The sequence below is a fragment of the Rhizobium sp. 01N48 genome, assembly GCF_056399145.1.
In genome coordinates this window covers 128,483-141,330 of the sequence record NZ_JBFTQT010000001.1, presented here as the reverse complement: position 1 = coordinate 141,330, position 12,848 = coordinate 128,483, and the positions used below count along the sequence as shown (strand labels likewise).

Here is a 12,848-nt window from a genome sequence, read left to right as displayed (position 1 = left end):
GCCAGGTCAGGGATCCGTAACGGCTCCCGATACCAGGCATTCACCTTGGGAAAACCATGCGTCAACCTGTGACGACCATCGACATCAGACGCGATCTAGTGGGTCTTCTGCCCCGGTTGCGGCGGTTCGCGATGACGCTCGCGGGTGATGCGGCGGGCGCCGACGAGCTTGTCCAGGCCGGCTGTCAGCGCGCGATTGCCAAGAGCAATCAATGGCAGGGCGAAGGCCGGCTCGACAGCTGGGTCTACACGCTGATGCGTCAGCAATGGAGCGAGGACCACCGCAAGCGCAAGCCGCATGCGGTCAACAAGACCAACGTCACCGATATCCGCACCGCCACGCGCGACCGCGCCGCTATCATCGATTCCGACGCGATCCACCGGATGATCGCGGAGATGCCCGAGGGCATCGCCAGCGCCTTCCTGCTGGTGTCGATCGAAGGCCATGGCTACCAGCAGGCCGGCGACATCATGGGCGTCGCCCCCACCCTCATCATGTCGCAACTGGCGCAGGCGAAACTGCACTTCGCCAGCCTCGCCGACGATCATCCCCACAGGTTCTGATTTGCTCGACTTCAAGAAACTGCCGCTCGATGCCCAGCTGACCGCCCTTCTCGATGGCGAGACGACGCCCGAGCAGAAGCACGAGCTGGAACAGCGCCTGGCAACCGACGATGGCGCGCGTCGGATCTACGACAAGCTGCGCAACGGCGCCGATTTCGGCAAGCGCCGGCTCGACGACATCCTGAAGGAGCCGGTTCCGCTGGCGCTGGTGCGCTCGATCAAGAGCGTGCAGCCGCCCAAGGCCCCGGTCGCGCCGCGCCAGTCGCGCCAGCCGTTCAAGTTCGCGCCGTCAGGCCCGCAGGCGCTGGTGGCCGGCATCGTGCTTCTCATCGCCGGCTGCGGCATCGGCTATATCGTCGGCACCGGCCATACCGCGGCGCAGACCGCGCAGGCCGTCGATGCCGCGCAGGCGAGCGAAACGACGGAATGGCTGGGCGACATGCTCGCCAACCAGCGCCTGCTCGCCCGCCAGCCGCGCCACATCTTCGAAGTCCCGGCCACGCAGCCGGAAGAAATCTCCACCTGGCTCACGACAACCGTCGGCGTCGCCTTCCGCGTCCCCGATCTCGTCTCCGAGGGATGGACCTTCCAGGGCGCCCGCGTCACCTTGGCAAACGGCCGCCCGGTCGGCCAGCTGGTCTACACCAGCTCGGACGGCGACCTCGCCACCATCGCCTTCCGCAAGGACAACCAGCCTGAAGACGCCGAGGAATTTAAGGAAACGATCCGCGACGAGATCGGCCTGGTCACCTGGCACAATGCCGGCACCTCCTACATGCTGATCGGCCCCTCCTCCGAGGCGTCGCTCAGCCAACTCGCCATGCAGATCGCCACCGCGATTTGAGATAAGGCGCCGTCAAAAGCGGCGGTCAACGTGCTCGCTGCCTGGTGTCTCGCCGCAAACCTCTCCACCCTCATCCCTGTGCCCAGGCTTTGCCCGGGCGATGTCACAGGGATCTAGCGCGATCAAGTCCTTGATCGCAAAAGACTCTTCTCGCCGCGCAGGCGCGCGTCGGCTGGATCCCGGCACAAGGCCGGGATGAGGAGATGATGGGGATGTCGCGGCACCGCCGATAGCGGCGAGCGAAGAACTCGCCGCCACTAACCAGCCTGCAATCAGGCCTTGCCGGCCCTCACATCAAGCACCCGGTTCGCCGCCGAGACGATCGCTTCCAGCGATGCGCCGACGATGTTGGTGCTGATGCCGGCGCCGAAGAGCTTGCCGCCGGGATAGGACGTCTCGACATACGAGATGGCGGACGCATTCGAGCCGTGCTGCAGCGAGTGCTCGGAATAATCCTGCACCGCCATCTCGACCCCGAGATACTCCGAGAGCGCATTGATGAAGCCGTCGATCGGACCGTTGCCGCGCCCTTCGATCGTCTTCGTCACGCCGTTATCGGTGATCTCGGCGGAAACCACGCGCACACCCTTGCGCTCGGGATCGGCGAAGGTCTGGTGATCGACGAACTTGATGCGGCCCTTCGGCTGCGTCACGTAACGCTCGATAAAGTGGTCGTAGATCCGCTTCGACGGCAGTTCCTTGCCCTCTTCGTCGGTGATCCGCTGGATCTCCTCGCGATATTCCACCTGCAGGTTGCGCGGCAGGTTGAGCCCGTAATCCTGCTGCAGGATATAGGCGATGCCGCCCTTGCCGGACTGCGAGTTGATGCGGATGATCGCCTCATAGGAACGGCCGACATCCTGCGGATCGATCGGCAGATACGGCACTTCCCAGACCGGGTGGTTGGCGACCTTGATCGCCTTCATGCCCTTGTTGATCGCATCCTGGTGCGAGCCGGAGAAGGCCGTGTAGACCAGTTCTCCGACATAAGGATGGCGCTCGCCGATCGGCATCTGGTTCGAATATTCGAACACGTCCTTCATGCGCACGATATCCGAGCAGTCGATCTCCGGATCCACACCCTGCGTGAACATGTTGAGCGCCATCGTCACGACATCGACATTGCCGGTGCGCTCGCCATTGCCGAACAGCGTGCCTTCGACACGGTCGGCGCCGGCCAGCAAGGCCAGCTCGGCGGCGGCGATGCCGGTGCCGCGGTCGTTATGCGGGTGCAGCGAGATGATCAGGTTTTCGCGATTGTCGAGATTGCGGCACATCCACTCGATCTGGTCGGCATAGACGTTCGGCGTCGCCATTTCGACGGTCGACGGCAGGTTGATGATCAGCTTGTTGTCGGGCGTCGGCTTCATTTCGCCGATGACAGCGTTGCAGATCTCCAGCGCCACTTCGAGCTCGGTGCCGGTAAAGCTCTCCGGCGAGTATTCGAAACGATAGCCGCCGCCGGCCTTGGCCGCCATGTCGGAAATCATCTTCGCCGCGTCGACCGCGATCTGCTTGATGCCGTTGACATCCTTGGCAAACACCACGCGGCGCTGCAGCTCGCTCGTCGAGTTGTAGAAATGCACGATCGGCTTGTTGGCGCCTTCCAGGGCTTCGAAGGTGCGCGTGATCAGCTCGGGACGGCACTGTACCAGCACCTGCAGCGACACGTCGTCGGGAACGTTGCCCTGCTCCACACACCAGCGCGCGAAGTCGAAATCGGTCTGCGAGGCCGACGGGAAGCCGATCTCGATTTCCTTGAAGCCCATGTCGAGCAGCAGCTGGAACATCCGCGCCTTGCGGTCGTGACCCATCGGGTCAACCAGGGCTTGGTTGCCGTCGCGCAGGTCCACGGAACACCAGATCGGCGCCTTGGTCAGCGTCTTGGTCGGCCATGTGCGATCGGGGATGTTGACCTGCGGATAAGGGCGATACTTCATCGCCGCGTCAGGCATGCCGTGGGAGCGGGTCTTCGTGTCCATGTCTTCTCTTCCTATTCCCGTCATCTGGCCGCGTCATAGCGCATGGCCTGCCTGTTGGCGATGACGAATCCGGCGCAAAGCGTCCGGTTGATCGATTTTTGGGATATGTGAAGAGGAGCTATGGCCGGCGGGCTTTGGGCCGCCGGGCGCTCCTCAACGGACCCGGCAACCGCGCGTAAGGCCGAGGAGAAGAAGCGAGGTCAGGGCGCGCGTATTGTCGCGCAGGGCGATACGCCCGCGTGCAATCTGCTCAGAAATCATGATGCCCGTGCTCTTCATGCCGGCCTGTATAGCCGCCGCGCGAAAAACTGGCAAGTGCCTGCCCATCTTTTTGCCAGCTGCACGAATTCAGCGCTGCCCGACGGACGAAAGACGCTCAGCGATCCAAAGCTGAATCAGATCCTACCGCGACACCCCAAGCCGCTTCGCCTCGGCATCCAGCGCACGCAACTCATCGACGGTCAGATCGAAGGCAACAGGTGTCAGTTCCTGGCCCGGCCCGCGGACCGTCGTCCAGTCGAGATATTCGCTGATATCCTCGCCGTCGTCGAATTTCTTGTCGAGTTCTTCAGCCGAAATGGTCTTCATCACGGCTTTCTCCAAAATTCATCGGCTCGCCGATCTCGATTGCGTGCCCATCAAGATCATAGAAGCGAAAGACATGCTGTCCCCATGCTTGACGCTCCAGCGGATGGATAAGCTCTACCTGCGGCCCGATCGCTGAGAAAGCGGCATGGATGTCGTGGTGCTCGAAATACAATAGCAGGTTTTGCCGTCCATAAGGCGTTGTCTCGGCCGGTACCTGTCCCCAGACCGTCCGCGCCAGCGCCTTGCCATCATGGATCGCGAAGCCGGTATCGAACAGCACGAAATGCTCGAAATTCTCACGCACGATAAGTCCGACGATATCGCGGTAGAAAGCCCGAGACAGATCGATGTCGCGAACGAAGGCTATCGGGTTCACAAAGCGCATCGACCACCTCCGAGGCGACAAAACGCCGTCATTGTGGCCGATATGCTACCTCGATTTCACAAATCGCTGCAACGCCATCATCAGCCCACCGGCCAGCAGCCCCCAGAAGGCGCCGGAGATGCCGCCGAAGGAGACGCCTGATGCCGTCACCAGGAAAGTGATCGCCGCTGCTTCCCGCGTATCGGGCGCCTGGAAGGCGGCCATGGCGGAGCCCGAGAAGGCACCGACCAGCGCAAGACCGGCCACCGCCTGGATCAAGATCGGCGGTGCCAGCGCCACCGATGCGGTGACGGCTCCCGCAAGCGGCCCGAGGATGAGATAGCAGATACCGCACACGATGACCGCCCAATAGCGCCGCTTCGGATCCGGATGCGCGTCCGGCCCGGCGCACATGGCCGCCGTGATTGCCGCCAGATTGACGGCATGGCCACCGAAGGGTGCTGACAGAAGCGAGAAGAAGCCGGTGGAGGCAAAGAGCGACCCGGGCTTGGTCTCATAGCCATTGACCTTCATGACCGCGATCCCTGGAATGTTCTGCGAGGCCATGGTGACGATGAAGAGCGGCAAGGCGATCGACACGAAGGCCGGCACGTTGAACACCGGCATGACGAATTCGACCGTCGGCACCAGCGAGCGCTTGACGGTATCAAGCGCGCCCACGGGCACATCGACGCCGAAAACCACGACCAGCACGAAGGCCGCCAGCGCGGCCGGCACAGCCCAGAGCCGCTTGAAGGCGCCGACGACAATCCAGGCAAGCACGATCGGCAGCCCGAGCAACGGATTGAACCCAACCGCCTTGACCGGCGCGAAGCAGAGCCCGATCAGCACGCCCGAAAGCATCGCATTGGCCAGCGGCGCCGGAATAGCCGCCACCGCCCGCCCGAGCGGCCTGAATAGTCCCGCGATAACGATCAGCAACGCGCAGATGATGAAGGCCCCGACAGCCGCGTTGAACCCGCCCTCGACCACACCGGTCGCAGCCAGAAGCGCGCCCCCTGGTGTCGACCAAGCCATGCTGATCGGCAGTCTGGAGGTTACGCTGAGCATGATCGCGCAAATCCCGAGCGAGACCGAAAGCGCCATCAACCCCGAAGCCGCCTGCGCCTCGGTCGCGCCGACCGCCTGCAACCCGTGCAGCACGACGGCGAACGAACTGGCGAAACCGACGAAAGCGGTGAGAACGCCCATGAACAGGGCCTGCACGGAAAAGTCTTTAAGCATGGGGGGACTCGGAGCGAAGAATGGCGTCATGCAGCCGTATCGCAAACGGGGGCACAAGGCCAGATGGGCCGGTTGCCTCCCCCACCTCCCTCATTCTCGCCCTTGTGGCGGGAATCCAGCCGACGCGCGTCCGCGCGGCGAGAAGACTCTTTTGCGGCAAATAACTTGAAGCAGCTCATTCACGGCGCAGACGCGCCGTGGCTGGATCCCGGTACAAAGCCGGGATGAGGGAAAGCAATACCCCACAAAAACAAAAAAAGCGCCCTCGCCCACCATCCGGCAAACGAGGGCGCTTCTATCTCAATCCGATCAGATGTCGCTCTGCGACGTCACGATGCGCGAGACCAGGCCGTAGGCCTTGGCTTCCTCGGCGGAGAGCCAGTAGTCGCGGTCGGTGTCGGCGGCGATCTTTTCGTAGGACTGGCCGGTGGCGTCAGCCATGATCTTGTTCAGGCGCTCGTTCATCTTGATGATCTCGCGTGCCTGGATTTCGATGTCGGACGCCATGCCGCGCGTGCCGCCCGAGGGTTGGTGCAGCAGGAAGCGGGTATTGGGCAGGCAAAGGCGCTGCTCCTTGGGGGCGGCGACATAGATCAGCGCGCCGGCAGAGGCGACCCAGCCGGTTCCGATCATCCAGACCTTCGGCTTGATGAACTTGATCATGTCGTGGATCGAATCACCGGATTCGACGTGGCCGCCGGGCGAATTGACGTAGATGCGGATGTCTTCGTCGCTGGCCGCGGCAAGCGCCACGAGCTGCGAGCAGACCTTCTGCGCCAGTTCCTGGTTGATCGGTCCATAGATGAAGATGGAACGCGACTTGAAAAGGTTCGCCTCCGTTTCCTTGCCGAGCGGCAGTTCCTTCGTCTTGTCGTCCTGGTCTTCGTCGTTCATTCGAACCTCTCTCACGTAAATTCGGGTTCCCCGCACATAGTGCGACTCAATGCGTAAAACAATGCGTGAAAAAGACAAGCCACGGAACGGGTGAAGATATGGTTAGGGCCGGAATGTCTGGGGACCAGCATACCTACGAGGCTTCTGAGCAGACTTACTGAAATGTAACTTGTGGAGGCTTTGAAAAGTCTCAATCCGTTCCTACGTCCTTCTCAAGCGATCCACTTGAGACCATATGCGAGCACGCAGCAAAGGAGACAGCCGATGTCACCCGAAGAACGCCAACTCCTGACCGCCCTTTTCGAGCGTGTCCGCACCGCAGCCGCAACGCCGCGCGACCGCGACGCCGAACAGCTGGTCGAGCAAAGCACCCGCGAACAGCCATACGCGGCCTATTATCTGGCGCAGGCCGTGATCGTGCAGGAGAAGGGCCTCGAGGCCGCCGCCAGTCACATCAAGGAGCTGGAAGAACGCGTCCGCCAGCTTGAGGCGAACCAGAGCGAAAACCATCAGGCCGAGCAAGGCGGTGGCTTCCTCTCCTCGATCTTCGGCAGCAGCCAGCCGCCGCAGCCGCGCCAACAACCGACAGCTTCGGACGCTGCACCAATCGGCCCATGGGGCAGCGCCCCGCGCCAGCAGATTCAGCAAAACCAGGGCTTCGACACCGCCCCACGCATGCAGCAGCAACCCTCCGGCCCCTGGAGCCAGCAGGCGTCCGCCCCATCCGCCGGCGGCAGCTTCCTGCAGGGCGCGCTCGGCACGGCGGCCGGTGTCGCCGGCGGCATGCTGCTCGCCAATTCACTGAGCGGCATCTTCAGCGGCAACCACATGTCTTCGCTCGGCCTCGGCTCGGGTGCCACGCCATCAAGCGCACCGACGGAAGAAACCGTCATCAACAACTATTACAACAATGACGGCGGCAGCCAGCAGGCCTCCAACGACGCCGACAACACGCGCCACGTCGCTGACAACAACGTCGCCGATAACAGCGACAACAATGACGACAGCGGCCTGCAGCAGGCCGATTACGACAACGACGGCGACAATTTCGACGATCAGTCCGACTTCGGCAACGACGACAGCTTCAACGTCTGACGGCCGCCGCGAACGCATCAGGGGCCGCGCTGAAGCGGCCCCACCAAACCAGCGCTTTGCGCCCCCTTATTGCGATGACGCCTGCAACTGCGGACCGGCGAGCAGCAGATCGCGCCATGCAGCCGCAACCTTCTCGGCGCCCGAGCCGCCGATGTGGCAATCGTCGTAGCGGTCGTCGCCATTGAGCAGCGCGTCCGAGTTCACGCCCTGCACGATGCCGTTGCCGCTCTTCGGCAAGGCAAGCTGCGCCCGCTCGATCGGATTATCCACGGCATGCTGCTTCAGCCCGCCATTCCGGGGCTCGAGGCACTTGGTCGCCACCGAGATGTAGACGGGCGCTGCGACGCCAAGCCCACGTAGCGTCCCGACCATCGACAGAAAGCGTTGTTCATAGGCCTGCGTGCTCGTGCCCAGGACGAAATCGGCCTCGCCCTGCACCCAAAGCACGTTGGTCACGCGATAGCCCGCGTCGTGAAGCTTCTTCGTGCTGTCGACGAGTACCGGGTTGATATCGCCGCCATCGGCCCACCGAGCTACCTCGGAGCCGGAATAGGCAACTGGCGCAATGACGACATTGTCGTACCGCCCGGATGCGATCAGCGAATTGCCGATCCCGGTCCAGTATTCGCCCTTCGTATCCGTCGAGCCGAGGAGCGGCGATGCGGCGGTGAAGCAATGGCCATCGAACTCATTGATCACCCGCTCGCCATACTGCGACCGGTGCCGCTGGCCGCCGTCATTGGCCGCGTTCGATTGGCCGAGCACCAGGAGAACGGCGGTGCGATCGGTCTGGGCGGGGCATGCGACCGCCGTCTTCGTTTCGTCTCCAATGAGACGCTCCTTGTCGTCGAAGGTGTAGCGGCTAGGCGGCGCCGCCTCAGGCGCGGCAAATCGGTGTTTCAGCGCCGAAAGCTGGGGCCAGGGAAACATCTCGTGCTTGGCACTCATGCCGCCGGAGACAAAAACCGCAAGCAATGCGGCACATCCGAAAATAAGATTTCGAAGCATCCGAACACCCAATATGTGAAACCGTGTGACTGACCGTGGGCACCGCCGCTCGCAATTGCCCACTCGCTGAAATTGTCCTCCGCCACACTAGATATGAAACTCAGGACTGCAATTACCCCGATAGGATGAGGCTCCTACGAATGAACGAGGCGATCGATGCAATCCTAACTTGACCGTGGCGTCGTTGTCGCAACGCAGCCTTATGCAAGCTTTCGGTGCATGCGGCCCGCGACCGATTGATAAGCCCCCCCGGCATCGATATGGTCCGCCGCGATCACTGACTTCACGAAACGCAGAGCGGACGACAGAGCATTGAAAACCCTCATCATCAGCCGCAAGGCCGAGGAAACAAGGCGTCGCTTTCAGACGCGGCAGATGCAGGCGCTGGGCCTGAATTTCGAGTTTCTGGATGCTTTCGAGGCCCGCGACCTCACGCCCGAGGAGTGTCAGAAGGCTGCCGACAGCTGGCCGAGCCCGACGCTGCGCGAAGACGTCGCCTGCTTCACGTCGCACCGCATCGCCTGGCGTAGGATCATCGATAGCGGTGAGCGGATGCTGATCCTGGAAGACGACGCCGTGCTGTCGGAGAGCTTCGCCGACGCGCTGGCAAGCATCGAGGCGCGCCCCGATGGCGACGATATCGCCTACGATCTGGAATTCGCGCCGCGCGATCATATCGTCGCGAAACATCCGCTCTGGACCGACGGCACTTATAGCGCCCGTCGCGTGTTTCAGAACCGCGTCGGCACGGCCGGCTATGTCATCGGCCCGCGTGCCGCCGCGCGCATGTTGAAGGATACCGAAACCTACGGCCTGCTCGACGCCTATATGTGGCACCGCGCCTGGCTGAAGGCCTACCAGATCGAGCCCGCCCCCGTCATCCAGATGCAGTTCCTCGACGGCAGCGCCGACAAAGCGGCCTTCATCCGCAAGTCGATCGACCGCGCCTTCACGCCGAGCAAGCTGCGCAAGAACCTGCTCAGGATGAAGCTGGAGGCGATCAAGGCCCGCAACCTCATCCGTGGCTGGCTTGGCGGCGAGAAGCGCCCGCTGCGCATGGAAAGGGCGAGTTTCCCCGCCGATCCCGCCAAATCAGCCGACTAAACTCAGCCGCAGCCGATCAACCACGACCACGATAGGTCGCGACACCCTGGTCGGGCAGCCAAACGCCCTCGGGCGGCTTGCCGGTCTGCCAGAACACGTCGATCGGGATACCGCCGCGCGGATACCAGTAGGCGCCGATCCTCAGCCACTTCGGATCGAGCAGCTCGACGATGCGCTTGGCGATATAGATCGAGCAATCCTCGTGGAAGGCGCCGTGGTTGCGGAAGGAGTGCAGGAAGAGTTTCAGCGCCTTGGATTCCACCAGCCATTCGTTCGGGATGTAATCGATGACGATATGGGCGAAATCCGGCTGCCCCGTCATCGGGCAGAGCGAGGTGAATTCGGGCGCGGTGAAGCGCACGACATAATCGGTGCCGGCATTGCTGGCAGGCACCTTCTCGAGCACCGCCGTCTCGGGCGAGGTCGGCGCTTCGGTCTGATTTCCCAGCATGGACAGGCTGGAGACGTCTGTATTGGGCATTCAAGCCTCCTTGATGACTTTAACGCGGATGCCGTGGGCCTTTTCGCCCTCCGGCTCGACGTGAATGGCGATGCTGGAGCCCGGATGCACGGCGCGGATGGCATCCTCAAGGCGATCGCAGATATCGTGCGCCTGCCTTACAGACATTGCGGCCGGCACGACAAGATGGAAATCGATGAAAGTGACGGCGCCGGCGCGACGCGTCTTCAGATCATGCACCCCGAGCGAACCCGTCGCATGCGTGGCGATCGCAGCCTTGATCGCCTCCTCTTCCTGCGGCTCGACCGCCTGGTCCATGAGACCGCCGATCGAGTGCGAAATCACCTTCCACCCCTGATAGAGGATGTTGATCGCGACCAGAATGGCGAGGATGGGGTCGAAGATCGCATAGCCGGTGGCAAGCGCCAGCAGCAGGCCGATCAGCACGCCGACGGAAGTCACGACATCCGACATAATGTGCTGGCCATCCGCCGTCAGCGCCGCCGAGCGATACTTGCGCCCTGTGGTGATCAGAAGCCGCGCCCAGACAGCGTTGATCACGCCGGCCGCGAAGTTGATGGCGAGACCGAGCACCGGCGCCTCGAGCATGCGCGGATCGGCGAGATGCCCCACCGCCTCGTTGACGATCAAAAGAGCGGCGACCACGATCAGCACACCCTCGGTAACCGCCGAGAGATACTCCGCCTTGTGGTGCCCGAAGGGATGGTCATGGTCGGCCGGCTTCTGCGCATAGCGGATCACGAAGAAGGCGATGAAGGCGGCCACGACGTTGACCGTCGATTCCAGCCCGTCGGACAAAAGCGCCACCGACCCCGTGACCCACCATGCCACCATCTTCAGCCCCATGACGCCAAGCGACATCGGAATGCCCCAGAATGCCAGCTTCCGAACCGTAAGGTTTCCCTGTTCGCTCATCTCTGTCCCTCTGCCTTCTTAGATGTCCAAATGCCTGTGCGGATGCGAACGAATTGCAGAAACAACGCCATTCAAACGCAAAACCGCCCGCGCGAAAATCGCGCAGGCGGCTGTTGCGGGGGATATGGGCCAGAAATGGCGATTTGTCAAAGTGGAAGTGCCGACAGGAGGTCGACGGGCTGATTGGCCGCGCCTCAAACCTCGGAGAAATGGATCACCTGCGTCTTGGACCGCAAGGCACTCAAGGCGATCAGGTGGACGACCTCCAAAGGCGCGGTGCAAAGATCGTCGATCACCTTGATCTGGAAGTCCTCCGCAGCGCGTGACAATGCCGTAAACACCACGCAGTTCTGCGTCATCATCCCGCAGATCAGCAATTCCGTCGTTCCCTTCAAATGATCTGCGAGGTTCGTCTCCTGAAATGCGTCCGCATACTGCTTCGTCACCACCGGAGCATCGCCAGCCGCAGCCAGAACAGCCGGGCGGATCTCAACGCCATGGCCGCCGGCGGCAAAAAGGCCCGTAGGCGCTGTCGACACGTGCCGAACGAGAACAATCCCGTCACCCCTTGCGCGTGCTTGCCGGATCGCTTCGACGACCCGCTTCTCTGTTTCTTCGGCCTCCCAGAGCGGCAGCGCGCCGCCGGGGAAATAGTCGTTCTGAACGTCGATCACGAGAAGGGTGCGGGTCATCAGGAGGCTCCATTTGATGTTTCGCCCACAGTGATGACATCCGATTTCGTCGCCGTTGAGTGGCCTGATTGCCTTTTATCGTGTAAATCGGGCCAATGCGCATCACCATCATCGCTTACGACCATATCAGCCCCTTCATGTTGTCCACGCCGCTGGCCGTGTTTGGCGAGGCGCTCCTTGCGGGTGGGCATCAGGTTCAAGTGTGCTCTGATCAGTTCCGGCTAAACACGAGCGGCGGCATGATTATCGAGGCCGCCCATAGGCTGGAAGCCGTCGATGGCGCCGATATCGTCATTTTACCGGGTTGGCGCAGCGTGGACGAGCCCGTATCGCCTGATATCGTTGCCAAGCTGAAGGCGGCCGATGCTCGAGGATCCATCGTCGTGGGCTTGTGCCTCGGGGCTTTCGGCCTTGCCGAGGCCGGACTGCTGGATCGGCGGCGCGCAACGACCCATTGGGCGCACGCGGAAACCTTCGCGGCCCGCTATCCGCATGTAACGGTCGATGCGGCCGCGCTGTTCGTGGACGAAGGCCGCGTCCTGACGTCCGCCGGTGTCGCTTCGGGTCTGGATTGCTGCCTGCATCTGCTTGGCCGGATTTGCGGGATCGGTGAAGCAAACCGCATCGCTCGCCATCTCGTCGTCGCCCCTCAGCGCGCGGGCGGACAACCGCAACTGATCGAGCGACCAGCCATCGGATCGACTGCCGATCGGCGAGTGACCGAACTTCTCGAAGGCCTACGCGCCGATCCCATCGCGCCGCCTTCACTGGATGAACTGGCCAAACGCTCGAACATGAGCCGCCGGAGCCTGACACGCCATATCCGGGCCCGTACCGGAGGTAGTCTCGGCGAATGGATAAGACGCGTTCGCGTGGCACGAGCGAAGGAACTATTGGTGGCCGGCGTACGCGGGCTGGACGACGTCGCCTTGCGCAGCGGTTTCCCTGACGCCCATGCACTACGCGCGGCATTCCGCATCGAAGTCGGCGTGACGCCGGTGCAATGGCTGGCGCACCAAAGGGTTCCCGGTGCCGCGCTTTCGCTGTTGTCGGGAAAATCCTAGCTAGTTTTG

At 62.5% G+C, this 12,848-nt stretch carries 14 protein-coding genes; 5 read left to right on the top strand and 9 right to left on the bottom strand.

What is annotated here, in order from left to right:
• Positions 1 to 56: 56 nt before the first annotated feature.
• Both AC1DOG_RS00730 and AC1DOG_RS00725 read left to right on the top strand, forming a co-directional pair.
• A complete protein-coding gene (locus AC1DOG_RS00730) occupies positions 57 to 563 on the top strand; it encodes an RNA polymerase sigma factor (protein WP_477926456.1) in 507 nt (168 codons plus the stop codon).
• A 1-nt stretch (position 564) separates the two neighbouring features.
• Positions 565 to 1,407, top strand: coding sequence for an anti-sigma factor family protein (locus AC1DOG_RS00725; RefSeq protein ID WP_477926455.1), 843 nt, complete (start codon positions 565 to 567; stop codon positions 1,405 to 1,407).
• A gap of 272 nt (positions 1,408 to 1,679) precedes the next feature.
• Here AC1DOG_RS00725 and leuA read toward each other — a convergent pair whose 3' ends face one another.
• From leuA to AC1DOG_RS00700, 5 genes are all read right to left on the bottom strand, one after another.
• Complete coding sequence (gene leuA / locus AC1DOG_RS00720; protein WP_477926454.1) at positions 1,680 to 3,389, bottom strand: 2-isopropylmalate synthase; 1,710 nt, start codon at positions 3,387 to 3,389, stop codon at positions 1,680 to 1,682.
• 402 nt (positions 3,390 to 3,791) lie between these two features.
• On the bottom strand, positions 3,792 to 3,977 hold the full coding sequence (brnA, locus tag AC1DOG_RS00715; protein WP_477926453.1) for a type II toxin-antitoxin system BrnA family antitoxin: 186 nt from the start codon (positions 3,975 to 3,977) through the stop codon (positions 3,792 to 3,794).
• Positions 3,958 to 4,362, bottom strand: a complete 405-nt coding sequence (locus AC1DOG_RS00710) for a VOC family protein (protein WP_477926452.1) — start codon at positions 4,360 to 4,362, stop codon at positions 3,958 to 3,960. Before AC1DOG_RS00710 ends, brnA begins: the two co-directional genes overlap by 20 nt.
• Before the next feature lie 45 nt (positions 4,363 to 4,407).
• Positions 4,408 to 5,586: a benzoate/H(+) symporter BenE family transporter gene (locus tag AC1DOG_RS00705; RefSeq protein WP_477926451.1), complete on the bottom strand. Its 1,179-nt coding sequence runs from the start codon at positions 5,584 to 5,586 to the stop codon at positions 4,408 to 4,410.
• Positions 5,587 to 5,895: 309 nt separating this feature from the next.
• A complete protein-coding gene (locus AC1DOG_RS00700) occupies positions 5,896 to 6,480 on the bottom strand; it encodes an ATP-dependent Clp protease proteolytic subunit (protein ID WP_018897336.1) in 585 nt (194 codons plus the stop codon).
• Positions 6,481 to 6,744: 264 nt separating this feature from the next.
• Between AC1DOG_RS00700 and AC1DOG_RS00695 the strand changes: the two genes are divergently transcribed.
• On the top strand, positions 6,745 to 7,575 hold the full coding sequence (locus tag AC1DOG_RS00695) for a DUF2076 domain-containing protein (RefSeq protein ID WP_477926450.1): 831 nt from the start codon (positions 6,745 to 6,747) through the stop codon (positions 7,573 to 7,575).
• 66 nt (positions 7,576 to 7,641) lie between these two features.
• On the opposite strand, the gene AC1DOG_RS00690 is transcribed toward AC1DOG_RS00695, so the two are convergent.
• The gene (locus tag AC1DOG_RS00690) at positions 7,642 to 8,583 is read right to left on the bottom strand and encodes a sialate O-acetylesterase (RefSeq protein ID WP_477926449.1); all 942 of its coding nucleotides are present in this window, start codon (positions 8,581 to 8,583) and stop codon (positions 7,642 to 7,644) included.
• Between the two features lie 312 nt (positions 8,584 to 8,895).
• Between AC1DOG_RS00690 and AC1DOG_RS00685 the strand changes: the two genes are divergently transcribed.
• Positions 8,896 to 9,687 carry a glycosyltransferase family 25 protein gene (locus AC1DOG_RS00685; protein ID WP_477926448.1) on the top strand — a complete coding sequence of 264 codons (792 nt, stop codon included), beginning with the start codon at positions 8,896 to 8,898 and terminating at the stop codon, positions 9,685 to 9,687.
• Between the two features lie 16 nt (positions 9,688 to 9,703).
• On the opposite strand, the gene queF is transcribed toward AC1DOG_RS00685, so the two are convergent.
• From queF to AC1DOG_RS00670, 3 genes are all read right to left on the bottom strand, one after another.
• A complete protein-coding gene (queF, locus tag AC1DOG_RS00680; RefSeq protein WP_477926447.1) occupies positions 9,704 to 10,168 on the bottom strand; it encodes a preQ(1) synthase in 465 nt (154 codons plus the stop codon).
• Positions 10,169 to 11,083, bottom strand: a complete 915-nt coding sequence (gene emfA / locus AC1DOG_RS00675) for a CDF family cation efflux transporter EmfA (protein WP_477926446.1) — start codon at positions 11,081 to 11,083, stop codon at positions 10,169 to 10,171. It abuts the gene before it with no gap.
• Between the two features lie 194 nt (positions 11,084 to 11,277).
• Positions 11,278 to 11,775: an isochorismatase family protein gene (locus tag AC1DOG_RS00670; RefSeq protein WP_477926445.1), complete on the bottom strand. Its 498-nt coding sequence runs from the start codon at positions 11,773 to 11,775 to the stop codon at positions 11,278 to 11,280.
• Between the two features lie 95 nt (positions 11,776 to 11,870).
• Between AC1DOG_RS00670 and AC1DOG_RS00665 the strand changes: the two genes are divergently transcribed.
• Positions 11,871 to 12,839: a GlxA family transcriptional regulator gene (locus AC1DOG_RS00665; protein ID WP_477926444.1), complete on the top strand. Its 969-nt coding sequence runs from the start codon at positions 11,871 to 11,873 to the stop codon at positions 12,837 to 12,839.
• Positions 12,840 to 12,848 lie beyond the last annotated feature (9 nt).